Origin of the sequence: Starkeya sp. ORNL1 (genome assembly GCF_012971745.1) — a bacterium.
Lineage (GTDB): Bacteria > Pseudomonadota > Alphaproteobacteria > Rhizobiales > Xanthobacteraceae > Ancylobacter.
In genome coordinates this window covers 5,900,176-5,922,945 of sequence record NZ_CP048834.1, presented here as the reverse complement: position 1 = coordinate 5,922,945, position 22,770 = coordinate 5,900,176, and the positions used below count along the sequence as shown (strand labels likewise).

23 protein-coding genes are annotated in these 22,770 nt (G+C 66.4%); 1 reads left to right on the top strand and 22 read right to left on the bottom strand.

Going from position 1 to position 22,770, the window contains the following annotated elements; translation table 11 throughout:
* Positions 1–18 precede the first annotated feature (18 nt).
* The 22 genes from G3545_RS27755 to G3545_RS27650 all read right to left on the bottom strand — a co-directional run bounded on the left by G3545_RS27755 (position 19) and on the right by G3545_RS27650 (position 21,522).
* Positions 19–1,203 carry an acetate/propionate family kinase gene (locus G3545_RS27755; protein WP_170017525.1) on the bottom strand — a complete coding sequence of 395 codons (1,185 nt, stop codon included), beginning with the start codon at positions 1,201–1,203 and terminating at the stop codon, positions 19–21.
* Between the two features lie 15 nt (positions 1,204–1,218).
* The gene (locus G3545_RS27750; protein ID WP_170017524.1) at positions 1,219–2,238 is read right to left on the bottom strand and encodes an amino acid ABC transporter substrate-binding protein; all 1,020 of its coding nucleotides are present in this window, start codon (positions 2,236–2,238) and stop codon (positions 1,219–1,221) included.
* A 52-nt stretch (positions 2,239–2,290) separates the two neighbouring features.
* Positions 2,291–2,902, bottom strand: coding sequence for a L,D-transpeptidase (locus G3545_RS27745; protein ID WP_170017523.1), 612 nt, complete (start codon positions 2,900–2,902; stop codon positions 2,291–2,293).
* A gap of 168 nt (positions 2,903–3,070) precedes the next feature.
* Positions 3,071–4,060: a dihydroxyacetone kinase subunit DhaK gene (gene dhaK / locus G3545_RS27740; protein ID WP_170017522.1), complete on the bottom strand. Its 990-nt coding sequence runs from the start codon at positions 4,058–4,060 to the stop codon at positions 3,071–3,073.
* A gap of 53 nt (positions 4,061–4,113) precedes the next feature.
* Entirely contained in the window at positions 4,114–4,533 is a 420-nt protein-coding gene (locus G3545_RS27735) for a hypothetical protein (RefSeq protein ID WP_246702592.1), read from the bottom strand.
* Entirely contained in the window at positions 4,530–6,179 is a 1,650-nt protein-coding gene (gene ptsP / locus G3545_RS27730; protein ID WP_170017521.1) for a phosphoenolpyruvate--protein phosphotransferase, read from the bottom strand. The genes G3545_RS27735 and ptsP overlap by 4 nt, the downstream gene beginning before the upstream one ends.
* Entirely contained in the window at positions 6,176–6,514 is a 339-nt protein-coding gene (locus tag G3545_RS27725; RefSeq protein ID WP_170017520.1) for an HPr family phosphocarrier protein, read from the bottom strand. The genes ptsP and G3545_RS27725 overlap by 4 nt, the downstream gene beginning before the upstream one ends.
* 13 nt (positions 6,515–6,527) lie before the next feature.
* Complete coding sequence (gene dhaM, locus G3545_RS27720) at positions 6,528–6,932, bottom strand: dihydroxyacetone kinase phosphoryl donor subunit DhaM (RefSeq protein WP_170017519.1); 405 nt, start codon at positions 6,930–6,932, stop codon at positions 6,528–6,530.
* Between the two features lie 2 nt (positions 6,933–6,934).
* Positions 6,935–7,537 (bottom strand): dihydroxyacetone kinase subunit DhaL, encoded by a 603-nt coding sequence (gene dhaL / locus G3545_RS27715; RefSeq protein ID WP_170017518.1) that lies wholly within the window; start codon positions 7,535–7,537, stop codon positions 6,935–6,937.
* 137 nt (positions 7,538–7,674) lie between these two features.
* Positions 7,675–8,523: a sugar phosphate isomerase/epimerase gene (locus G3545_RS27710; protein ID WP_170017517.1), complete on the bottom strand. Its 849-nt coding sequence runs from the start codon at positions 8,521–8,523 to the stop codon at positions 7,675–7,677.
* Between the two features lie 10 nt (positions 8,524–8,533).
* Positions 8,534–9,550, bottom strand: a complete 1,017-nt coding sequence (locus tag G3545_RS27705; protein WP_170017516.1) for an ABC transporter ATP-binding protein — start codon at positions 9,548–9,550, stop codon at positions 8,534–8,536.
* Complete coding sequence (locus G3545_RS27700; RefSeq protein ID WP_170017515.1) at positions 9,543–10,640, bottom strand: ABC transporter ATP-binding protein; 1,098 nt, start codon at positions 10,638–10,640, stop codon at positions 9,543–9,545. Before G3545_RS27700 ends, G3545_RS27705 begins: the two co-directional genes overlap by 8 nt.
* A gap of 4 nt (positions 10,641–10,644) precedes the next feature.
* The gene (locus G3545_RS27695) at positions 10,645–10,860 is read right to left on the bottom strand and encodes a hypothetical protein (protein WP_170017514.1); all 216 of its coding nucleotides are present in this window, start codon (positions 10,858–10,860) and stop codon (positions 10,645–10,647) included.
* Positions 10,857–11,810, bottom strand: coding sequence for a carbohydrate ABC transporter permease (locus G3545_RS27690; protein ID WP_170017513.1), 954 nt, complete (start codon positions 11,808–11,810; stop codon positions 10,857–10,859). Before G3545_RS27690 ends, G3545_RS27695 begins: the two co-directional genes overlap by 4 nt.
* A 159-nt stretch (positions 11,811–11,969) precedes the next feature.
* A complete protein-coding gene (locus tag G3545_RS27685; protein ID WP_170017512.1) occupies positions 11,970–12,932 on the bottom strand; it encodes a sugar ABC transporter permease in 963 nt (320 codons plus the stop codon).
* 303 nt (positions 12,933–13,235) lie between these two features.
* On the bottom strand, positions 13,236–14,558 hold the full coding sequence (locus G3545_RS27680) for an extracellular solute-binding protein (protein ID WP_170017511.1): 1,323 nt from the start codon (positions 14,556–14,558) through the stop codon (positions 13,236–13,238).
* A 476-nt stretch (positions 14,559–15,034) separates the two neighbouring features.
* Positions 15,035–16,207 (bottom strand): Gfo/Idh/MocA family oxidoreductase, encoded by a 1,173-nt coding sequence (locus tag G3545_RS27675; protein WP_170017510.1) that lies wholly within the window; start codon positions 16,205–16,207, stop codon positions 15,035–15,037.
* A gap of 142 nt (positions 16,208–16,349) precedes the next feature.
* Positions 16,350–17,405 carry a sugar phosphate isomerase/epimerase gene (locus G3545_RS27670; RefSeq protein WP_170017509.1) on the bottom strand — a complete coding sequence of 352 codons (1,056 nt, stop codon included), beginning with the start codon at positions 17,403–17,405 and terminating at the stop codon, positions 16,350–16,352.
* Between the two features lie 50 nt (positions 17,406–17,455).
* Positions 17,456–17,668 (bottom strand): hypothetical protein, encoded by a 213-nt coding sequence (locus tag G3545_RS27665; protein ID WP_170017508.1) that lies wholly within the window; start codon positions 17,666–17,668, stop codon positions 17,456–17,458.
* 2 nt (positions 17,669–17,670) lie between these two features.
* The gene (gene xylA / locus G3545_RS27660) at positions 17,671–18,993 is read right to left on the bottom strand and encodes a xylose isomerase (RefSeq protein ID WP_170017507.1); all 1,323 of its coding nucleotides are present in this window, start codon (positions 18,991–18,993) and stop codon (positions 17,671–17,673) included.
* On the bottom strand, positions 18,990–20,447 hold the full coding sequence (xylB, locus tag G3545_RS27655) for a xylulokinase (protein ID WP_170018307.1): 1,458 nt from the start codon (positions 20,445–20,447) through the stop codon (positions 18,990–18,992). Before xylB ends, xylA begins: the two co-directional genes overlap by 4 nt.
* Before the next feature lie 37 nt (positions 20,448–20,484).
* Entirely contained in the window at positions 20,485–21,522 is a 1,038-nt protein-coding gene (locus G3545_RS27650; RefSeq protein WP_170017506.1) for a LacI family DNA-binding transcriptional regulator, read from the bottom strand.
* A 163-nt stretch (positions 21,523–21,685) separates the two neighbouring features.
* Between G3545_RS27650 and xylF the strand changes: the two genes are divergently transcribed.
* Positions 21,686–22,726 carry a D-xylose ABC transporter substrate-binding protein gene (gene xylF / locus G3545_RS27645; protein WP_170017505.1) on the top strand — a complete coding sequence of 347 codons (1,041 nt, stop codon included), beginning with the start codon at positions 21,686–21,688 and terminating at the stop codon, positions 22,724–22,726.
* The last annotated feature ends 44 nt before the right edge of the window (positions 22,727–22,770 follow it).

Sequence of the window (22,770 nt, the reverse complement as noted above, 5' to 3'; positions counted from 1 at the left end):
CCGTACGGGATGACGGCATCACGAAAGACTGAGCACCCCGACCGCCTCGTCGGCGATCACCTGTTCCTCGTCGGTCGGGATCACCAGTACCGCGACCTTGGACCCCGCCCCGTCGATCCGCAGCGCATTCGCCACGTTAGCGCCCTCGTCCAGTGCCACGCCGAGCCAGCCGAGATACCCGCACACCAGCGCCCGCACCTGCGGCTGGTGCTCGCCGATTCCCGCGGTGAAGACGATGCCGTCCAGTCCGCCGAGCGTCACCGCCATCGAGGCCACGGTCTGCGCGATACGGAAGGCGAACATCTCGATCGCCTCGCGCGCCTCGGGTGCATCGCTTTCCAGCAGCGCCCGGCTGTCGGCGCTGATGCCGGAGACGCCCAGCAGCCCGGAGCGGTGATAGAGCAGGTCCTCCAACTCTTCTCGCGACATGCCGTTGGCGAGCAGATGCAGCGGTACGCCGGGATCGAGCGCCCCGCAGCGCGTCGCCATCGGGATGCCGTCGAGCGTCGAGAACCCCATGCTGGTGTCGCGGCTCGCCCCTCCCGCGAGCCCGCACAGGCTCGCCCCGCTGCCGAGATGCGCGACCACGATGCGCCCCTGCGCCAGTGCCGGCGCCTGCCGCTGCAAGGCCCTAGCGATGTATTTGTAGGACAGGCCGTGGAAGCCGTAGCGCTTGATGCCCTCGTCGAACATCGCGCGCGGCAGCGCGAAGCGCCGCACCATGTCGGTCTGGGTGCGGTGGAAGGCGGTGTCGAACGAGGCAACCTGAGGTAGTCCGGGCCGCAACCGGCGGATCGCCGTGATCAGGCGGACGCTCTGCGGCTGGTGCAGCGGCGCCAGAGGCACCAGCGCCTCGATGGCTTGCAGCGCCGCGTCATCGATCCGCACCGGCCCATGGAAATCGTCGCCACCATGCACCACGCGATGCCCGGCAGCGACCAGCCCTTCATGCTCGAAATGTTTGGAGAGCCAGCCGAGCGTCTCGTCGAGCACGTCATCGAGCTCGTCCGCGACCTGCGCTTTCAGCGGGATGTCTGCCGCGTTCGGGCCTTCGACGATGTGCAGCACCAGCGGTTGCTGGCGCAGATCGATCATGCCCTGGCCGATCCGCCGGGCTGAACCGCGATCGATCGCGAACAGCCCGATCTTGATGGTCGAGGAGCCGGGATTGAAGGTGACGAGCACCCCGCCTCCGGCTGCCATCGCGGTCGCCCGGGCTCAGCGCATCGGCGGCGCGTACTGGATGCCGCCGGCGCTCCACAGCTGGTTGATGCCGCGCGGAATGCCGAGCTTGGAATTGGCGCCGACATTGCGCTCGAAGGATTCGCCGTAATTGCCCACCGCCTTGACGATGCGCACCGCCCAATCGTTGGTGAGGCCGAGCTGCGTGCCGAAATCGCCTTCCGCGCCGACGAAGCGCTTCACATTCGGCTTCTCCGACTTCATCGCCTGGTCGAGCGTGGTGCCGTCGATGCCGAGTTCCTCGGCATTGAGCATGGCATAGAAGCTCCACTTGACGATGTTCAGCCAGGCATCGTCGCCCTGGCGGACCACCGGGCCGAGCGGCTCCTTGGAGATGACGTCCGGCAGCACGATGTGATCGCCCGGCTTGGCCAGCTTCAGCCGCAGCGCATAGAGCTGCGAGACGTCGGTGGTCAGCGCGTCGCACTTCTCGCTGTCATAGGCCTTCACCACCTCGTCGACGGTGGGCAGCTCGATCAGCTCGAACGTCATCTTGTTCTGGCGGAAGAAGTCCGCGACGTTCAGCGCGCTGGTGGTGCCGCTCTGCGTGCAGATCTTGATGCCGCCGAGTTCCAGCGCCGAGGTGTAATTCTTGGCGTTGCGCACCATGAAGCCCTGGCCGTCATAATAGGAGACGGCGGCGAACAGCAGCTTCAGTCCGGCTTCACGCGAGAGCGTCCAGGTCGAGTTGCGCGACAGCACATCGACATCGCCCTTGGCGAGCGCCGGGAAGCGCGCTTCCGCCGAGAGCGGCACGTAGTTGACCTTCGAGGGGTCGTTGAATACCGCGGCCGCGATGGCCTTGCAGACATCGACGTCGAAGCCGGACCATACGCCCTTGTCGTCCTTCGCCGAGAAGCCGGCCAGCCCCTGGCTGACGCCGCAATTCAGCGTGCCGCGCGCCTTAACGTCGCTGAGCGTGTCGGCCTGCGCCGCATGGCCGGCAAAGCCCGCCAGCACCAGGCCGGCAGCCGCCAGCATTTTCCCCAAGCCCATCATGTGCATCCCCGTTTACCCGTGTCCGCTCGCGTTGTCCGCGGCCGCTTTATCAGAGTTCCGGCGCCTGCCGTATGACGACCTTGGTGCCGATCGGCACGCGCTGGTAGAGATCCGCCACGTCGGCGTTCACCAGCCGGAAGCAGCCCGACGACACCGCGCTGCCGATGGTCTGCGGCATGTTGGTGCCGTGGATGCGATAGACCGTGCCGCCGAGATAGAGCGCCGCGGCGCCCATCGGATTGCCCGGACCGCCGGCCATGAAGCGCGGCAGATAGGGCTGGCGCTGGATCATCTCCGGCGGCGGCGTCCAGTCCGGCCACTCGGCCTTGCGGCTGATCTTCTGCATGCCGGCCCACTGGAAACCCTCGCGCCCGACACCGATGCCGTAGCGCAGCGCCCGGTTGTTGCCCTGCACCAGATAGAGGAAGCGCTCGGAAGTGTGGATGACGATGGTGCCCGGCGGCTCGGTGGTGCGGAAATACACCGGCTGGCGACGGAACGCCGGATCGAGCTGGGATTCATCGTCCGAAGGGACGTAACCCGGCTTCTCGTCGATCTCCATCACCGTGTTGCGCAGATCGGCCGGCGGCCGGGTCTGGGCAGTGGCGCCCGCAACGGGGAGAAGGACGGCGAGCGACAAAGCCAGAACAGACAACCGCATGGTCGCATTCCTATTTTAATACCTTGCCGCCCTTGTCCGCGGCAGCCCGCATCCAGTCAAGCCGCAAGTCACTGACAAACGGTTGACAGGCGCGAGATCGAACTGGGGAATTGTTGCGATGTCAATCGCTACAGGACAAATGGCGCGAGGGCGTGATCAATCGACATATCATCGTCCCCATCTCAACGCCGCTGTCTGCACGGGTGCATCCCACAAACCGATCATCTCATCGGTAAGCGCGGTCACCGTCAGCGAGCAGCCGGCCATGTCGAGCGAGGTGACGTAGTTGCCGGTCAGATGGCGCGCCACTCTGATGCCGTGCTTGTCCAGAATGCGGCCCGCAGCCTCGACCATGAGATAGAGTTCCATCAGCGGCGTGCCGCCGAAGCCGTTCGCCAGCAACAGGCACGGCGCGCCCTGCGCTCCCGGCAGATCGGCCAGGATCGCCTCCAGCATCTCTTCGGCGATGGCATCGGCGCGGGCCAGCGCGACCCGGCGCCGGCCGGGCTCGCCATGGATGCCCACCCCCATCTCCATCTCGCCCTCGCCGATCTCGAAGGTCGGCTTGCCGGCGGCCGGCACGGTGCAGGAGGTGAGTGCCACGCCCATGGAGCGCGTCGCCCGGTTCACCGCCTCGCCCAGCGCGACCAGATCGGCGAGCGAGCGGCCCTGCTCGGCGGCGGCGCCGAGGATCTTTTCCACCACCATCGTGCCGGCAACGCCGCGCCGCCCGATCGACCAGGTCGAGGCCTCCACCGCGACATCATCATCGGTGAGCACGCGCGCGACTTCGCGGCCGGCGATCTCCGCGGCCATCTCGAAGTTCATCACGTCGCCCTCGTAGTTCTTCACGATGAACAGTGCGCCGGCGCCCTGTTCCACCGCCTCCACCGCCGCGGCCATCTGGTCCGGCGTCGGCGAGGTGAAGACCTGCCCGGGGCACGCCGCATCGAGCATGCCGTAGCCGACAAAGCCGGCATGCAGCGGCTCATGGCCGGAGCCGCCACCGGAGATCAGCGCCACCTTGCCGGGGGTGAGCTGGCGGCGGGCGACGAATTTGCGCTCCTCACCAAGGGTGATGAGATCCGCATGCGCGCGGGCAAAGCCGTCGAGGCTCTCGGAGAGCACGGCTTCCGGCGCATTGATGAGCTTCTTCATGGGTGTCCTCCGATGTGGCGTGCCTCTGCGGGCACATCCGCGCTTTCAGGAAATCAGGAAATATCCTCCGCCAGCCGGGCGAGGCGCGCCGCGAACTCGGCGACCATCTCATCCACCGCATGGTTGCGGCGGGCGTCGCCTAGGTCCGGCACGGTGATGGAGATGACGCGCCGCTTCGGCGCATCGCCGGCATCAAGCTTGCGACGTGCATGGGCGTGGCGATAGGCATCGAGAAAGCTCTTCCGCTCGTCGAGCGAGAAGTGGCACACCTCGAAGATGGTCTCGACATGCTGTGCCGGGATCGGCACCGGATAGGACGGGTTGGCGATCTGCGAGACGAAGGAGCGGTTCTTGCCGAGCGCCAGCGCCAGCCGCTGGCGCGTACCGGAGGGCCGGTTGTCGAGCACGCGGCGCAGCACGCCCTTGTATTCGGCGACGCTCGCGCCCAGCCGTGCGGGAGCCATCTCGTTCATTTGCCGGCGTCCTGACAAACGGCGCCCGCCTCCACGGCGGCGGCGCGCCGAAGATCGACGGCACGGATCGTCGCCTTGGCCGCCGCCACCTGGACCGGCGCCATCGACACCGTGCGCAGCCCGGCGGCGATGAGATGCGGGATGATGGCGGGCTCGCCGCCGGCATCGCCGCACAGGCTCACCTCGCGCCCGAGCGCGGCGCCCCGCGCCGCCACCCGCTCCACCATGCGCAACACCGCCGGATTCAGCGGGTCGGCGAGATAGGCGACATTGCCGATGTCGCGGGCCGCGGCGGTGATGTACTGCGTCAAGTCGTTCGAGCCGATGGAGAAGAAGTCGGCATCGAACATGTCGATGGCGATGGCGGCCGCGGGCACCTCGACCATGATGCCGAGCGCCGGCTGGCGAGCCGCTACGCCGGCGGCATTGAGCGCGGCGAACTCCTCGCTCATCAGTCGGCGCGATGCCTCGATCTCCTCCGGCACCGTCACCATTGGCAACATCACCTTCAGCGGCCCATGGACGGCGGCGCGCAGCAGCGCGCGCAGCTGCACGCGAAACACCTCGGGGTGCTTCAGCGAGACGCGGATGCCGCGCACGCCGAGGAAGGGGTTGCTCTCGCCATCCTCGGTGAGCCCGGCTATCGGCTTGTCGCCACCGGCATCGAGCGTGCGGATGGTGACCGCGCGTTGCACGCCATCGCTGACCGCCCATTCCACCATGCGGCGATAGACCGAATATTGGTGCTCCTCGTCGGGCAGCGCGCCCGCGCCGTGGAACAGGAATTCGGTGCGCACCAGGCCGATGCCGTCGCAGATCGCCGGATCCAGACCATCCAGTTCATCCGGCTCGGCGATGTTGATAAGCACGGCGATGGCGGTGCCGTCGGCAGTCGCCGCCTTCTCCTTGAGGCCCGTCGCGGCCGCTGCGGCGCGCACCTCATCCTCGCCGCGCCGGCTCTCGAAGGCGCGGCGCGTTTCCGGCGACGGGTCGATCACCACCGCACCGGTCGCGCCGTCCACCAGCACCTCGCCGGCGAGCCGGGCCGGATCACCACCGAGGCCGACGATCATCGGTATGCCGCGCGAGCGCGCCAGCATGGCGACGTGGCTGGTCGGGCTGCCGGCGGCCAGGAGGATGGCCCCGCCCTGCGACCAGTCCATGCCGAGGAAGCGTGAGGGCGGCAGATCATGCGCCGCGACGATGCCCGAGGTGGGCGCGTGGGCACTCTCCCCATTCAACTCGGCCAGCACACGGTCGCGCACATCGGTGAGGTCTGCGGCGCGGGCGCGGAAATATTCGTCCTCCGCCGCCTCATAGCCGGCGATCTCGGCATTCAGGGCCTCGCGCCAGGCATGGTCGGCGGGAATGCCGGCGCCGATGGCATCGAACGCGCCCTCGGCCAGCGCATCATCCTCGATCAGGGCAAGCTGGAAACCGAGCATGTCCGCCGCCTCGCCCCCAGTGCGTTCCGCCAGCGCGGCGATGTCGGCGGCAGCCGCCTTGAGCGCGGCGCGCAGCGCCTCCGCCTCGCGCACCGGGTCGCCGGTCGCCTGCCGCGACGCGGTCCGCGCCGCCAGCACCACCACCGGCCCGGCGGCGAGGCCGGGCGAGGCGCTGTGGCCCTGGAGGCGGACCTCGCTCACGCCGCCCCTCCCGAGCCCTCGCCGGCCGCCTCGGCCTCCTCCTCGTCGAAGCGCCGCTCCACCAGATCGACCAGCGCCGCCACCGCCTTGCCGGCGTCCGCGCCCTGTGCCCGGAAATACAGCGTCGCGCCCTTGGCGGCCTTCACCCGCATGATCTTCACCGGGCTCTTGGCATCGACCCACGGCCCGTCCGCAGACAGCCCGACCTCGATGGCGGCGCCGAACGACTTGGCGAGCTGCGTCAGCTTCACCGAGGGGCGGGCATGCAGCCCGACCGCATTGGTCAGCTCGGCCGCTCCGGAAACCTTGACGCCAGGAACCTGGGCATCGCTCATCGGGCACTCCGTCTCATACCGGCGAAAGCTCTTCCGCCGTGCGCTTCACCACATCGAGCGGGGAGCCGCCCGACGCTTCGGTCGCGGCGATCACCGCGCCTTCGACGATCGGCGCATTGCAGATCACGATCCGCTCGCGACGATCCTCGTCCATCATCTCCACCGCCATCTCGCTATTAGTCTCGGCGCCGCCGAGATCGACCAGCACCGCAACGCCGGCTTCCGACCAGGCGGCGTCGATCGCCGCCATGATCGCGGCAACGTCCGTGCCAAGCCCGCCTTCGGCATTGCCGCCGGCAAAGGCGAGCGGCACCGCATCGCCGACCATCTGGCGCACCATGTCGGCGGCGCCCTCCGCGACCTTGGCCGAGTGCGAGACGATGACTATTCCGACGTTCGAGGAATTTGCGTTGGACATTCTCAGCCTTCCAGCACGTCGCAGGCTGCCGCGATCATCAGCGAAGACGATCGCGCGCCGGGATCCATATGGCCTATAGAACGATCACCAAGGAAGGAGGCGCGTCCGCGCACCGCCTTCATCGGCACCGTGGTTTCGGCGGCGGCGAAGGCGCGGGCCTTGAGCCGCGCCGGCAGGTCGGCGCCGTCACTGTTCATCTCGTCGAGCACCGGGGTCAGCACGTCGAGTAGCGTCTTCTGCCCGGCCTCCGACTTGCCGCGCGCCCGCGTCGCCTCGAGCGCCGCCTCAAAAGCGCGGGCGACGTCGACGCTCGTCGGCTCCGCCGGCAGCGTCTTGCCGAGCGTCAGGAAAAAAGTGCCATAGAGCGGGCCCGAAGCGCCGCCGACCTTCATCACCAGCTGGGTGCCGATGGCTTTGAGCGCATCCGGCAGCGGCTTTGCCGCAAGCCCGTCAATATCGGCCAGCACCGCCTCGAAGCCGCGCTTCATGTTCAGCCCGTGGTCGCCATCGCCGATCGCCTGGTCGAGCGTGGTCAGTTCCTCGGCGTGCGCGATCACGGTGCCCGCCACCGCCTTGATCAATTGCTTCTGCAATGCCGCATCCATGCTGTGCGTTTCCTTGAGCAATGCTTGAGCCAGGCCAAGATCACGATGAATTCAGATTTATCCAAGTTCATAAAACGTGATCGATTCCAAGAAGTTGAGCATGATGTCGCCCGAAAACCGCGTCGCACTTTTCGGCATCATGCTCTGGCCCAGCCATCACTGACCGCGCGATAACCCTTGCGGTAGATCTCCGCCGAGGACGGCGCGAGGTCGCGCCAGACCCGCGTCGCCGCCGCCAGTTCCGGCAGCGTGCGGCCGAACGCCTCGATGGTCAGCCAGCCGTCATAGCCGCCGCTCTTCAGCGCCTTGAAGGTGCCGGCGAGATCGACATGGCCGCTGCCCGGCGTGCCGCGGTCGTTCTCGGAGATGTGGACATGGGCGATGTGCCGGATGTTGCGGCCGATCGCAGCGACCGGGTCCTTCTCCTCGATATTGGCGTGGAAGCTGTCATACATCCCCGACACCGCGGGATGGTCGACCTCGTTCAGATAGGCGGCGAGATCGTCCATGGTGTTGAGGAAATAGCATTCGAAGCGGTTCACCGCCTCGACCGCGAGCACCACCCCCGCGGCCTTGGCGTGGTCGCCGACCAGATGGTGGAATTCGAGCGCGCGGCCACGCTCCGCCTGGCTCGGCCCGGCGCCGCTGAAATGGCCGAGGGTCGAATGCAGCGGCCCGCACAGCACCTTGGCGCCCATCGCCGCGGTGCAGTCGATCGCCCATTTCACATAGTCCAGGGCCTTGGCCCGCTGCGCGGAATCATCGCCGATCGGGTTCATCTCGTGCGAGGGAATGACGGTGATGGCGGTGGATTCCAGCCCCTCGCCCGTGAGCACGCGGCCGAGCGCGTCGTAATAATGCGGCTTGCCGTCGAACACCGGGACTTCGATGCCGTCATAGCCCGTGGTGCACAGATCCTCGAGGATGGCGCGGTGCTGCTCCCCGACCTTGGTGGTCCACAGCAGCATGTTGAAGCCGATTTTCATGTCTGCCTCCTCACACCCCGATCCGCCGGCCGTCGGCATCGAAATAGAGCGGACGCACGAATTCGACGCCGACATTATCGCCGACCGACAGCTCGGAATCCGGATCGCCGAGCGTCACCAGTTCGCGGCCCTTCAACGTGACATGCAAATGGTTCTGGTCGCCGAGCCGCTCGATCCAGCGCACCGTGCCGATGCCGTCGGCCTCGCTCACCTTGGCGATGCGCACATGCTCGGTGCGCGCGCCGATGGTCTCGGCCGCGGCGGGCGCCGGCACATCCGGGAGCAGCGCGCGCGGCACCAGATTGATGCCCGGCTGGCCGAGCCGCTGCGCGACGTGGAGATCCACCGGGTTCTCATAGATCTCGCGCGGCGTGCCCACCTGCACCAGGCGGCCATTGTCGATGACGCCGATGCGCGAGGCCATGGTCATGGCCTCGATCTGGTCGTGCGTCACATAGAGGATGGTGGCGCCGAGCTCTTGCTGGATGCGCTTCAGTTCCAGCCGCAATTCCGAGCGCAGCTTGGCGTCCAGCGAGGAAAGCGGCTCGTCCATCAGATAGATGGAGGGCTTGCGCACCAGCGCGCGGCCGATGGCGACACGCTGCATCTGCCCGCCGGAAAGCTGGGTCGCCTTGTTGCCCAGCTTGTCCTCGATGCGCAGCAGCCGCGCCACGTCGCCGACCTTGCGCTTGATCTGGTCCTCCGGCACCCGCCGGGCCGGAGAGCGCAGTGGGAAGGCCAGATTGTCGAACACCGAGAGGTGCGGATAGAGCGAATATTGCTGGAACACGAAGGCGACGTCGCGCTCCGCCGGATTGATGCCGGTGACATCGCGCCCGCCAATGGTGACGCGCCCGGCATCCGGCTTTTCCAACCCCGCAATGAGGCGCAGCGTCGTGGTCTTGCCGGCGCCGGTGGGGCCGAGCAGGACCACCAGTTCGCCGTCACCAATGGTGAGCGAGATGTCGGAAATCGCGGTGTTGGTGCCGAAGCGCTTGGTGACGCCTTCCAGCCTGACCTCAGCCATTGGCGACTCCATCATGCAAGGCGGTGCGGATGGCGCGCCCGCTGCCGGCATCGAACAGCGAGAGGCGGTCGGCGCGGAAATCGAGCCCCAGTCGCTCGCCGGTATTGATCTTCAGGTGCGAGGGCACGCGTGCTTTCAGCGAACCGCTCGGGGTGTTGAGCGTGACGATCTGCGTGGTGCCGAGATACTCGGTGCCATAGACCTCGCCGCGCACCGCGCCGCTGTCGGAGAAGCGCACATGCTCGGGGCGCACGCCAAGCACCAGCGAGCGCTCGCCCACCCCTTCACGCAGTTCGGGCACACGGATGGCGGCGTCATTGAGCCGGACTTCGCTGGCGCCCGGCGCCAGCGTGCCCGAGAAGTTCAGCAAATTCATCGGCGGCGAGCCGATGAAATCGGCGACGAACAGGCTCGCCGGACGGTCATAGATTTCCTGCGGCGCGGCATATTGCTCGATGATGCCGCGGTTCATCACCGCGATCTTGTCGGCCATCGCCATGGCTTCCATCTGGTCATGGGTGACATAGACCGTGGTCGCCCTCAAGCGGTCGTGCAGCGCCCGCAATTCCCCGCACATCAGATGTCGGAACTCGGCATCGAGCGCGCCCAGCGGCTCGTCCATCATGAAGGCAGCCGGCTCGCGCACGATGGCGCGGCCGAGCGCGATGCGCTGGCGATCGCCGCCGGACAGGCCCGAGACGCGGGAGTCCAGCAGATGGGTGATGCGCAGCGTGCGCGCCGCGGCCTCGACCTTCGCCCTGATCTCGGCCTGCGGCAGGCCCATGCATTTCAGCGGGAAGCCGATGTTCTGCCGGACATTCATGTGCGGGTAGAGCGCGAACAGCTGGAACACGAAGGCGATGTCCCGCTCCGCCGCCCGCAGATAGGTGACATCCTCGCCCCCCAGCGTGATGGTGCCGGAGGTCGGCAGTTCCAGCCCGGCGATCATGCGCAGCGTCGTCGTCTTGCCGCAGCCGGATGGGCCCAGCAGGCAGAAGAACTCGCCATCCTCCACGGTGAAGGTGGAGTTCTGCACCGCCACGAACTCGGCGAATGCCTTGTGCAGGTTTTCGACCTTGATCTGCGCCATGGTCCTAGTCCGGAAACTTGGAGACGATGATGAACATCGCGGTGCCGATGAGCGTGGTCAGGAACGACCAGCCATAGAGCTCGATCGAGAAGGGCTGCATCAGCATGATGACCCCTGCCGCGATGACGATGGTGGCGACGTTCTCCCACGGCCCGCGGCGGAACAGCCGGAACGGTTTGGCGGGTGCGGCAGGCGTCGGCGTGTGATCGGTCGCGCTCATTTCCGCACCGCCCCGAAGGTGATGCCGCGCAGCAGGTGCTTGCGCAGCAATATGGTGAAGACGAAGATCGGGATCACGAACAGCGTCGTCGCCGCCGCCACCGCCGGCCAGTCCTGGCCGCCTTCGCCGATGATGAAGGGAATGAATGGCGGCGTGGTCTGCGCCTCGCCCGAGGTCAGCAGCACCGCGAAGGCATATTCGTTCCAGGCGAAGATCAGGCAGAAGATCGCAGTCGCCGCGATGCCGGTCGCCGCCTGCGGCAGCACCACCTTGCGGAATGCCTGCAGCCGCGTATAGCCGTCGATCATCGCGGCCTCCTCGTATTCGCGCGGGATCTCGTCGATGAAGCCCTTGAGCAGCCACACCGCCAGCGAGACGTTCACCGCGGTGTAGAGCAGGATCATGCCGAGCCTGGTGTCGGAGAGGCCGAGCTCGCGGTACATCAGGTAGATCGGGATCGCCACCGCGATCGGCGGCATCATCCGGGTCGACAGGATGAAGAACAAAAGATCATCCGCCAGCGGCACCTTGAACCGCGAGAAGCCATAGGCCGCCAGCGTGCCGAGCCCCACCGCCAGCAGCGTCGAGGAGAAGGCGATGATGAGCGAGTTGAGGAAGCGCGGCGCGAACTTCGACGGGCCGGCGATCACCATGTTGCGGTTGCGGGCGATCTCGTCGCACATGCCGTTCGCTGGCGGCAGATTGGCGATGTATTCCGGGGTCTGCCGCGAGCGCGTGGTAAAGAGGTTGCAATAGCCCTCCAGCGACGGCGCGAACACCAGCTTCGGCGGATAGGAGATGGAATCCGGCGGCGTCTTGAAGCCGGTGAGCAGGATCCACACCAGCGGGATCATGGCGATCAGCGCATAGAGGATCACCACGCCGCAGGCGATGCGCTTCGACAGCGCGGAGGGCTCGACGACCGAATGGGCAGTTGAGATGCCGGGCATGTCAGGACTCCTCGGCGCCGATGCGCCCCCTCACCCGGATCGCTACCGCGATCCGACCTCTCCCCGTCGGGGAGAGGTGAAGACGGCGCTCCTTGCCCCCTCTCCCCCTGGGGGAGAGGGTTGGGGTGAGGGGCCCTTGCCCAATCAAACTAAGTACACTCATCGACTCTTCACCCGGTTCAGCGCTTTCACATAGATGTTCGCCAGCCCGAACACCGTGACGAACAGGATGATCGCGAAGGCCGAGGAATAGCCGGTGCGCCATTTCTCGAACGCCTCGCGCTTCAGCGTAATGGACGCGACTTCGGTGGTGGAGCCCGGGCCGCCGGAGGTGAGCAGGTTCACCAGGTCGAACATCTTGAAGTTCTCGATGCCGCGGAACAGCACCGCGAGCATGATGAACGGCATCGCCATCGGCAGCGTGATCGACCAGAACTGCCGCCACGCCGAGGCGCGGTCGACTTCCGCCGCCTCATAGATGTAATCGGGAATGGAGCGCAGCCCGGCGAGGCAGATCAGCATCACATAGGGCGTCCACATCCAGGTATCGACGATGATGATCGACCACGGCGCCAGCCGGACATCGCCGATCATCTGGAAGGAAGACGGGTCCATCCCGGTGAAGAAGCCGACGATGTAGTTGAACAGCCCGATCTGCGGCTGGTAGAGGAACTTCCAGAAATTCCCCACCACCGCCGGCGACAGCATCATCGGGATCAGGATCACCGTGGTCCAGAAGCCGTGGCCGCGGAACTTGCGGTCGATCAGATAGGCCAGCGCGAAGCCGAGCACGGTCTGGATGACGATGGTCCACAGCACGAAGTGCGCGGTGACCTGCATCGAATGCCAGACGTCGGGATCGGACAGGATATTGGAGTAATGCTCGACGCCGACATTGGTCACCGCCGCGTTCGGCCGGTTCGCCCGGTAGTTCGTGAAGGAGAGCTGGATGGTCCAGATCAGCGGAAAGATGTTGATCGCCAGCAGCAGGATGATGGTCGGGGCGATGAATACCCAGGCAATGGCCCGGTCGGACAGGCCCCGCACGCGCCGGGCGACCGGCTCCGGCGTCGCCTCGGCGGCGCCCCGCGCGAGATGACTGACCGTGGATGTTTCCGTCATGGCGTTTCCAAAACTGCAATGGCGCGGGATTTCCGACACCCGCTCCTCGGCTTCGTCATCCCGGAGGGCGCCGTAGGCGACTATCCGGGATCGCGAAAACATTCGGAGGTCACCACCTCCCATTCGTCATGGCCGGGCAAAGGCGACCTCAGGTCGCCGCCTGTTGAGAGACGCCGAGGCTGTCGCCTCGGCTTCGCCAGCCATCCACGTCGCTGACCAGCCGGAGCGAGGCCGTGGATCCCCGGGGCAAGCCCGGGGATGACGTTGCTTGGGGCCGAAGTATCGCCCCAGGTTAAGACGGCGTCAGATCCGCCCGTCTTCCTTGAAGGTCTTCTGCCAATCCTTGATCATCAGATCGAGGGCTTCCTTCGCGGTGCCCTTGTCGGCCACCACATAGTCATGCACGCGCTTCTGCATCGACTGCATCAGCTCGGCATAGGACGGCTCCTGCCAGAAGTCCTTCACCTGGCCCATGGCGACCAAGAAGTCCGCCGCGAACGGCGCCGACTTCGGGAAGCCCGGCGCCTCGAGCACCGACTTGGCGCAGCTATAGCCGCCGAGCGACCACCACTTGGCCTGCACATCGTCCTGCGCAAACCACTTGATGTACTGGAGCGCGGCGTCCTTGTTCGCGGAGTACGAGACCACCGAGATGCCCTGCCCGCCGAGCGGGGATGCCGCGATCTTCGCCTTCGGGTTCACGAAGAAGCCGATGCGATCGCCACCCACCTTCTCGTCCTTGTAGAGGCCCGGGAAGAAGGCGAACCAGTTCATCATCATCGCCACCTGGCCCGACTTGAAGGCGTCCAAGCCTTCCTGCATGTAGGCGTCGGTATAGCCGGGAGGCGTGCAGCACTTGAACAGCGCCTTGTAGGCTTCCAGACCCTTCACCGAATCCGGCGAATTCACGAAGCCTTCCATGTCGTAGGGCTTCTTCGGGTTCTGATACTCGAAGCCATAGGGATAGAGCGCGGCGGTGGCGCCCATGGTGATGCCTTCCGAGCCGCGCTCGGTGAAGATGGCAGCGCCATAGACCTTCTTGCCGTCGACCTCGCGGCCCTGGAAGAATTCCGCCACCTGCTTCAGCTCGTCCCAGGTCTTGGGCGGTGCCAGGTCGCGATTATACTTGGCCTTGAAGGCCTGCTGCAGCTCGGGCTTGGCGAACCAGTCCTTGCGATAGGTCCAGCCGAGCGCGTCGCCCATGGCCGGCAGCGCCCAGTAATTGTCGGAGCCCTTCGGCCAGGTGGAATAACCTTCCACGGCGGCCGGCAGGAAGGACGACATCTTGATGCCTTCCTTGGCGAAGAAGTCGTTCAGCTTGACGTAATGGCCGTTCTCGGCCGAGCCGCCGAGCCACTGGCTGTCACCGATCAGCAGGTCGCAGAGCTTGCCCTTCGAGTTCAGCTCGTTGAGGAAGCGGTCGGCGAAGCTGGTCCACGGCACGAATTCGAACTTCATCTGGATGCCGGACTTCGCTGTGAAGTCCTTGGACAGTTCGACCAAAGCATTCGCCGGATCCCAGGCGGCCCAGCACAGCGTGATCTGCTTGGATTGGGCCTGCGCGGGCGCGAGCGGCGCCACGGCAAAGGCGGCGAGCGCGGCGGCGGCCGCCAACAGCTTCCTCATGGGTGTTCCTCCTCCCGTTGGCTATCGATGACCGGATGCGGACATGCCCTTTCGGCCCGGCGAGAGACGCCGGCAAGCCGCTAGGGCATCGCCCCGCTTGGCTGGCGAGGGACGGTCATGACGCTGAGTAACGTTTCCTCCCCGCCGCCAGCTTCTAACGGGCCGATCATACGGGATATGTTTAGTAGAACGCACTTTACTAAACACCGCAAGCTAAACTTTGCGGCATATTCTGAGGTACGCACATCAGCACGAACGTGAGAGGCGTGCAAGATGAAAGCGGGTCAGACTTACGTTGAGAGACGGCGGCCGTCGTCTTTCAAACAGGCGTCGTCCCGGCCGCAGCGAAGCGGAGAGCCGGGATCGTAAGAAAGTGCCGTTCAACGCCTTCCTGCGATCTCGGATCGGCCTCCGGCCGTCCGGGATGACACTTCACAGGTAGGCGGGATGACGTCTTGCGAGGAGCGGAGCAGAGCCTACAGCTCCACCCACACCGCCCCGGCCCTGGACGACTTCACCGCCGCCTCGATGAAGGCGACACCCTTCACCCCGTCATCGACCGTCGGGAAGTTCACCGCCGGATCGAGCGACTCGCCGGTGCGGGCGGCGCGGATGGCGCGTGCCACTTCGCTATAGATATTGGCGAAGCCCTCCAGATAGCCTTCGGGATGGCCGGACGGCGTTCGCGTCACCCGCCCCGCCGCCAGTCCCGCGGCGCCGGTGGCGCGTGCGATCACCCGGGTCGGCTCGCCGAGCGGCGACCAATGCAGCTGGTTCGGGTGCTCCTGCCACCATTCCAGCCCGCCCTTGGTGCCATAGATCTTGATGCCGAGATTATTCTCATTGCCCGGCGCCACCTGGCTGGACCACAGGAAGCCCTTCGCGCCATTGGCGTAGCGCAGCATGATCTGCACATTGTCATCGAGCCGGCGCCCGGGCACGAAGGTCGTCAGTTCCGCGCAGAGCGAGCGGACCGGAATCCCGGTGATGTAGTCGGCGAGATTGTAGGCATGGGTGCCGATATCGCCGATGCAGCCGCCTGCCCCGGCCTGTGCCGGGTCGACCCGCCACGCCGCCTGCTTCTGGCCGCTATCCTCCAGCCGCTCGGTCAGCCAGTCCTGCGCATACTGCACCTGGACGACCCGGATGTCGCCGAGCTCGCCATTCGCCACCATCTCGCGGGCATGGCGCACCATCGGATAGCCGGTGTAGTTGTGGGTCACGGCGAAGATGCGATTCGTCTGTCCTGCCAATGCCTTGAGCGCATGAGCGGAATCGAGATCTGTGGTCAGCGGCTTGTCGCAGATCACATGGATGCCGGCCTCAAGGAAGGCTTTCGCCACCGGCGCATGCATGTGGTTCGGCGTGACGATGGCCACCACCTCGATGCCGTCGGCCCGCGCCGCTTCCGCCTTGGCCATGATGGCGAACTCATCGTAAACGCGATCCGATGCCAGGCCGAGCGCCGCGCCGGAGCGGTGCGACTTCTCCGGCGTCGAGGACAGCGCCCCGGCCACCAGCTCATACTGGTCGTCGAGCCGCGCCGCGATGCGGTGCACCGCGCCGATGAACGCCCCCTCGCCGCCGCCGACCATGCCGAGCCGGATACGGCCCGATGAGCCGCCGTCTCCCCGTCCTTCGATGGACATTGGTGTTCTCCCTGGTTTTGTTCGTTCGTCGTCATCCCGGCCGTAGCGCAGCGGAGAGCCGGGATCGCGCGCCGAAAGATGGCTCCCTATCGTCCCGCGATCCCGGATCGGCCGTTGGCCGTCCGGGATGACGCCTGGAGGATCAGAGCCCCAGCATCCGGTTGACCTTGCCCTGGTCCACGGAGCCGCCGGCAAAGTCGTCGAATGCCTTCTCGGTGACGCGGATGAGGTGGTGCTTGATGAACTCGGCGCCCTCGCGCGCGCCGTCCTCGGGGTGCTTCAGGCAGCACTCCCATTCCAGCACCGCCCAGCGGTCATAGCCGTACTGCGCCATCTTCGAGAAGATCGCGCTGAAATCGACCTGGCCGTCGCCCAACGAGCGGAAACGCCCGGCACGGTCCACCCACGGCGCATAGCCGGAATAGACGCCCTGCCGGCCGGTCGGATTGAACTCGGCGTCCTTCACATGGAACGCGGTGATGCGCTCGTGGTAGATGTCGATGAAGGCGAGATAATCCAGTTGCTGCAGCACGAAGTGCGAGGGGTCGTAATTGATGCCGCAGCGCGGATGGCCGCCCACCGCGTCGAGGAACATCTCGAAAGTGGCGCCGTCGAACACGTCCTCGCCGGGATGGATCTCGTAGCCGACATCGACCCCCGCCTCGTCGAAGGCATCGAGGATCGGCGTCCAGCGCTTGCCGAGTTCGGCAAACGCGGTCTCGACCAAGCCCGCCGGGCGCTGCGGCCAGGGATAGGCGAACGGCCAGGCCAGCGCGCCGGGGAAGGAGACATGGCCGGTGAGCCCCAGATGCTGCGAGGCTTTCGCGGCATGCTTCATCTGCTGCACCGCCCAGGCCTGGCGCGCCGATGGCTTGCCATGCACCGCCGCCGGGGCGAAGGCGTCGAATGCCTCGTCAAACGCCGGATGCACCGCCACCAGCTGACCCTGGAGATGGGTCGACAATTCGGTAATGGTCAGCCGGTGCCCAGCCGCCACGCCCTTGATCTCGTCGCAATAATCCTTCGAGGACGCTGCCTTTTCGAGATCGAACAGGCGCCCGTCCCATGAGGGGATCTGCACCCCCGCATAGCCGAGCTCGGACGCCCATTTGCAGATCGAGTCCCACGAATTGAACGGCGCCTGATCGCCCGCAAACTGGGCGAGAAAGATCGCCGGCCCCTTCACATTGGATGCCATTCACTCCTCCCATGATGTGCCTCGAGCGCTCTTGCGGCGCCTTTTGGCGTTTAGTCGTATGCTTTCAGATGCGGGTAGATCGAGCGCATCCGTTCGATGATCTCGAATTGCGTTTGCAGGATATCTTCCCACGCATCATCGAGCTTTTTCTTCAAGGCCACGTCAGCAGTCTCTCGCGATAGCGTCATGAGTTCGCCGAGTGGACGATCAAGCGAGAGCAGGAGTTGCATGATCTTCGTCGCCTGATCGTCCGTCATCGACATGGTCAGAAATAGCTCGCCACCAGATTCTCCAGTCGCTCCTGACGACCCGAGCGCGGCTGCGGGTCGAGGCCCTCGGCCTCCACGCGCGCGGCAATGTCCGCAAGCGAACTCTCGTCCGAGAGCATCGCCCTGGCTTCAGGGCCGTTCCAGCCGGCATAGCGCTCGTCGACCGCACGCTGCCGCGCGCCGTCCTCCACCATCTTCGCCGCCACCAGCAGCGCGCGGGCGCACAAATCCATGGCGCCGGAATGGGCGAGCAGGAGGTCCTCGGGATCCAGCGACTGGCGACGGATCTTGGCGTCGAAATTCATCCCGCCGGTAGTGAAGCCGCCGGCCTTGATGATCTCGTAGATGGCCAGCGCGGTGTCCTCGATATTGGTCGGGAACTGGTCGGTGTCCCAGCCGGACTGGGCGTCGCCCTTGTTCATGTCGATCGAGCCGAAAATGCCCAGCGCCGCCGCCATGGCGATCTCGTGCTCGAAGCTGTGGCCGGCCAGCGTGGCGTGGTTGGCCTCGATATTGACCTTCACCTCATCCTGCAGTCCGGCGCGGCAGAGCAGGCCATAGACCGTGCCGACGTCGAAGTCGTATTGGTGCTTGGTCGGCTCCTGCGGCTTGGGCTCGATCAGGATGGTGCCCTTGAAGCCGATCCTGTGCTTGTGCTCGACCACGAGGTTGAGGAAGCGGCCCATCTGGTCGAGCTCGCGCTTCAGGTCGGTGTTGAGCAGGGTCTCGTAACCCTCGCGGCCGCCCCACAAAACATAGTTCTGGCCGCCGAGTTCATGAGTCAGTTCAAGCACATGCTTCACCTGGCCCGCGGCATAGGCGAACACGTCGGGATCCGGGTTAGTGGCGGCCCCCGCCATGAAGCGGCGATTGGAAAACAGGTTCGCGGTGCCCCAGAGCAGGCGCACCTTCTCGGTCTCCATCTTCTTGGTGAAGACGTCGGCGATGGCGCGCACGTTCGCGTTCGATTCCTTCAGCGACTTGCCCTCCGGGGCGATGTCGCGGTCGTGGAAGCAGAAGAACGGCACATCGAGGATGCGGAACAGGTCGAAGGCGACATCCGCCTTGGCGCGCGCGAGTGCCATCTCGTCGCCGCCGTGCATCCAGGGACGCAGGAAGGTCTCACCGCCGAACGGGTCGCCGCCCGGCCAGGTGAAGGAGTGCCAATAGGCGATGGCGAAGCGCAGATGGTCCTCCATCCGCTTGCCGAGCACCATCCGGTCCTTGTCGTACCAGCGATAGGCGTAGAGGTTCCGGCTTTCCGGACCCTCATAGCGCAAAGGCTGGATCTCGCCGAAGAAACGGGCGGGGGCATTCATGACAGGACTCCCTTGAGTGCCGGGTAGAGCGCGCGATAGCGCGCATGCTGTTCCGCGTAAGCCGCGACGAGCGCCGGGTCGGGCGCAATGGTCTCGATCCGCTGCGGCGGGGTGCAGATGGCAGCGGCGGATTCGCCGGTGGCGGCCATGCGCGCGAGCCGCGCCGCGCCGAACGCCCCGCCCCGCTCGCCGTCCGCCACGCGGTTGAGCGGCAGGTCGAGCACGCTGGCGAGGATGGCGATCCAGAAGCGCGAGCGCGAGCCGCCACCAATGACATCAGCCTGTTCGAGGCGAGTACCGGCGGCCTTGAGGGCGTCGAGGCAATCCCTGAAAGCGAAGGCAACGCCTTCCAGCACGGCCTGGGTCAGCGTCCCGCGCGAGGCATCATGGTCGAGCCCGAGGAAGCCGCCGCGGATCACCGTGTCATTGTGCGGCGTACGCTCGCCGGAGAGATACGGCAGGAAGATCGCACTCGAGGGCGCCTTCGGCGCATCGCCGAGCGGCTTCAGCAGATCGCCGGGCTCCTCACCCGCCGCATGCGCCCACCAACCGAGCGCGGAGGCGGCGGAGAGGATGACACCCATCTGGTGCCAGGTCGCGGGAATGGCGTGGCAGAAGGCGTGGACGCTGGATTCCGGATTGGGGGCGAAGCGGTCCGTGGTCGCCCACAGCACGCCCGAGGTGCCGAGCGAGACGAACGCGTCGTTCGGATGGATCGCCCCGAGGCCGACCGCGCCGGCGGCATTGTCGCCTGCCCCGCCGGCGATGACGGGCGCGCTCGCCATGCCCCAGCGGGCGGCAAGCTCCGACTTCAGCCGGGCCGCGGGCTGGCTGCCCTCGATCAGCCGGGGCATATGCTCGCGCGTCATGAAGGTCGCGGCGAGCGCCTCGTCCGACCAGTCGCGCTTGCCGACATCGAGCCAGAGCGTGCCGGAGGCGTCCGACATCTCCTCCACCATTTCGCCGGTGAGGCGATAGCCGACATAGGCCTTCGGCAGCAGCACCTTGGCAGTGCGGGCGAAGATGTCGGGCTCGTGGTGCCGAACCCACAACAGCTTCGGCGCGGTGAAGCCGGGAAAGGCGAGATTGCCGGCGACGCGATGCAGCGCCGGAAAGCGCTCCTCGATCTCGCGGCACTCGGCAAAGGCGCGGCCGTCATTCCACAGGATCGCCGGCCGCAGCACGGCGCCGGAGGCGTCCAGCAGCACCGCCCCATGCATCTGGCCGGAGAGGCCGAGCCCCTGCACCGCCGACAGCGCCGCCGGCTGCTGGGCCCTCAAGGCATCGATGGCCTTGAGTGTCGCCTGCCACCACTCCTCCGGATCCTGCTCGCTATGGCCGGGATGCGGGCGGGAAATGGCGAGCGGAACCTCGGTGGTGGCGAGCACGCGCTGCTCGCCGTCGACGAGCACGGCCTTCACCGCGGAGGTACCGATATCGAGGCCGAGGAACATAAGGATCAAGCCTCGTCTGGCGTTGCTGGAATAAGGGTCACGGCAGATTGTCCCGCACGAAGATGTCGATGCGGATACGTTCCTGCTCGGTCATCAAGGGCTCGCCGGAGCAGCGCGCCAGCAGCACCCGCGCCGCCGAGCGCGACTGGTGGCCGGCATCCTGGTTGATCACGGCGTCCATCACCCCGCGCAGCAGGAAGCGGCGGGTGTCGTCGGTGAGGTCATGGCCAACGAAGACCAAGTCGCTGCCGCGATTGGTGCCGGTGATGGCGGTGGCGACGCCGCGATTGCCGGCGCCGACATTATAGAGCCCGACCAGGTCGGGATGCGCGCGCAGCATCGCCTCGGTGACGGCATGGGCGCGGTCGTCCTCGTCGAGGCTCTGGACCGGGGGCAGCACATGCAGCGCCGGATATTCGCCGGCCATCACCTGCATGAAGCCGAACTGCCGCTCGGCATGGTCGCGCAGTGCCGGGGTGCCGAGGATCAGCCCGACCGCGCCGGTACGCCCGCCGGCGAAGCGGCCGAGCAGCGTCGCCGCGGTGCGCCCGGCGGCGATGTTGTCGATGCCGACATAATGGAAGCGCTGCGAGGACGGCACGTCGGAGACCAGCGTCACCACGGCGATGCCGGCATCGACCAGATCGTCGATCGCGGCCCGCACCTGCGGATGGTCGAGCGCGACCACGGCGACGCCGTCATAATGCCCGATCAGCCCTTCGAGCGCGGCGGCCAGCGTCTCGGGCGCGAAGACATCGACCCGCAGCGTGTCGATATAGGCGTTCTGCGCAGCGACCCAGTCGGCGGTGCTGGCCACCTGCTCGGCCAGTTGGCGCATGAAGACGTTGGAGCCCACCGGCAGCACGAAGCAGAAGCGATAGGTCTCGCCGCGTGCCAGGCGTGCCGCCGCGAGATTCGGCCGGTAGCCGAGCCGGGCCACCGCGGCCTGCACCTTCTCCGCCGTCACTCCCCTCACCCCGGTCCGTCCATTGAGCACGCGGTCCGCCGTGGCGAGCGAAACCCCGGCCTCACGGGCGACGTCCTGCAGGGTGATGCGTGAAAGGGGTCTGGACATGGCGAGATGTTGCCCTCAAAATCTGAGGCACGCAACTCATCTTGCGCAACGCGTCTGTTACAGTCACCGGTCAGTACGATGGGGTGGACGGCCGGTGCGATCGGTGCAGTGTGTGCGGTCAAGCCGGGACGGCATCGCCCGCCGGCATTTTTGGGAGGAATGCATGAGACTTTCGCTGACGATTTCCGCCGCCGCGCTGGTCAGCGTTCTGGCGGTCGGCGCCGCGCGGGCCGCCGACACCGTGGTCGGGGTAAGCTGGTCGAACTTCCAGGAAGAGCGCTGGAAGACCGACGAGGCCGCAATCAAGAAGGCGCTCGCCGCCGCCGGCGCCAAGTACATCTCGGCGGACGCCCAGTCCTCTGCCTCGAAGCAGCTCTCCGACGTCGAGGCGCTGATCGCGCAGGGCGCGAACGCCCTCATCATCCTCGCCCAGGATTCCGACGCCATCGCCCCGGCCATCGCCAAGGCCCAGGCCGAAGGCATTCCGGTTGTCGGCTATGACCGGCTCATCGAGATCCCCTATGCCTATTACATCACCTTCGACAACAAGGAGGTCGGTCGCCTCCAGGCTGCCGAGGTGCAGAAGCTGAAGCCGAAGGGCAACTACCTCTTCGTCAAGGGCTCGGCCGCCGATCCGAACGCCGACTTCCTGTTCTCCGGCCAGATGGAAGTGCTGAAGCCGGCCATCGACAAGGGCGACATCAAGAATGTCGGCGAGGCCTATACCGACGGCTGGCTGCCCGCCAACGCCCAGAAGAACACCGAGCAGTTCCTGACCGCGAACAACAACAAGGTCGATGCCGTCGTCGCCTCCAATGACGGCACCGCCGGCGGCGCTGTCGCCGCGCTCGCCGCGCAGGGCCTTGCCGGCTCGGTGCCGGTCTCCGGCCAGGACGCCGATTTCGCCGCGCTGAACCGCGTCGCTCTCGGCACCCAGACCGTCTCGGTGTGGAAGGATTCCCGCGTGCTCGGCCAGAAGGCGGCGGAAATCGCGCTCCAGCTCGCCAAGGGCGGCGATCCGAAGTCGATTGCCGGCACCACCACCTTCACCGGTGGGCCGAAGAAGGTGGCGATGAACTCCACTTTCCTGAAGCCGGTGCCGATCACCAAGGATAATCTCGGCGTCATCATCGAGGCCGGCTGGGTGCCGAAGGCGACCGTCTGCCAGGGCGTCGCCAAGGGCAAGGTCAAGGCCTGCGACTGATCGCACAACAAGCAAGCGGCGGGGACGAAACCCCGCCGCCCGCA

Coding starts and splice junctions, on each gene's coding strand:
- G3545_RS27755 (WP_170017525.1), bottom strand. CDS start 1,203: ATGGCAGCCGGAGGCGGGGTGCTCGTCACCTTCAATCCCGGCTCCTCG.
- G3545_RS27750 (WP_170017524.1), bottom strand. CDS start 2,238: ATGGGCTTGGGGAAAATGCTGGCGGCTGCCGGCCTGGTGCTGGCGGGC.
- G3545_RS27745 (WP_170017523.1), bottom strand. CDS start 2,902: ATGCGGTTGTCTGTTCTGGCTTTGTCGCTCGCCGTCCTTCTCCCCGTT.
- dhaK (WP_170017522.1), bottom strand. CDS start 4,060: ATGAAGAAGCTCATCAATGCGCCGGAAGCCGTGCTCTCCGAGAGCCTC.
- G3545_RS27735 (WP_246702592.1), bottom strand. CDS start 4,533: ATGAACGAGATGGCTCCCGCACGGCTGGGCGCGAGCGTCGCCGAATAC.
- G3545_RS27725 (WP_170017520.1), bottom strand. CDS start 6,514: ATGAGCGATGCCCAGGTTCCTGGCGTCAAGGTTTCCGGAGCGGCCGAG.
- dhaM (WP_170017519.1), bottom strand. CDS start 6,932: ATGTCCAACGCAAATTCCTCGAACGTCGGAATAGTCATCGTCTCGCAC.
- dhaL (WP_170017518.1), bottom strand. CDS start 7,537: ATGGATGCGGCATTGCAGAAGCAATTGATCAAGGCGGTGGCGGGCACC.
- G3545_RS27710 (WP_170017517.1), bottom strand. CDS start 8,523: ATGAAAATCGGCTTCAACATGCTGCTGTGGACCACCAAGGTCGGGGAG.
- G3545_RS27705 (WP_170017516.1), bottom strand. CDS start 9,550: ATGGCTGAGGTCAGGCTGGAAGGCGTCACCAAGCGCTTCGGCACCAAC.
- G3545_RS27700 (WP_170017515.1), bottom strand. CDS start 10,640: ATGGCGCAGATCAAGGTCGAAAACCTGCACAAGGCATTCGCCGAGTTC.
- G3545_RS27695 (WP_170017514.1), bottom strand. CDS start 10,860: ATGAGCGCGACCGATCACACGCCGACGCCTGCCGCACCCGCCAAACCG.
- G3545_RS27690 (WP_170017513.1), bottom strand. CDS start 11,810: ATGCCCGGCATCTCAACTGCCCATTCGGTCGTCGAGCCCTCCGCGCTG.
- G3545_RS27685 (WP_170017512.1), bottom strand. CDS start 12,932: ATGACGGAAACATCCACGGTCAGTCATCTCGCGCGGGGCGCCGCCGAG.
- G3545_RS27680 (WP_170017511.1), bottom strand. CDS start 14,558: ATGAGGAAGCTGTTGGCGGCCGCCGCCGCGCTCGCCGCCTTTGCCGTG.
- G3545_RS27675 (WP_170017510.1), bottom strand. CDS start 16,207: ATGTCCATCGAAGGACGGGGAGACGGCGGCTCATCGGGCCGTATCCGG.
- G3545_RS27670 (WP_170017509.1), bottom strand. CDS start 17,405: ATGGCATCCAATGTGAAGGGGCCGGCGATCTTTCTCGCCCAGTTTGCG.
- G3545_RS27665 (WP_170017508.1), bottom strand. CDS start 17,668: ATGTCGATGACGGACGATCAGGCGACGAAGATCATGCAACTCCTGCTC.
- xylA (WP_170017507.1), bottom strand. CDS start 18,993: ATGAATGCCCCCGCCCGTTTCTTCGGCGAGATCCAGCCTTTGCGCTAT.
- xylB (WP_170018307.1), bottom strand. CDS start 20,447: ATGTTCCTCGGCCTCGATATCGGTACCTCCGCGGTGAAGGCCGTGCTC.
- G3545_RS27650 (WP_170017506.1), bottom strand. CDS start 21,522: ATGTCCAGACCCCTTTCACGCATCACCCTGCAGGACGTCGCCCGTGAG.
- xylF (WP_170017505.1), top strand. CDS start 21,686: ATGAGACTTTCGCTGACGATTTCCGCCGCCGCGCTGGTCAGCGTTCTG.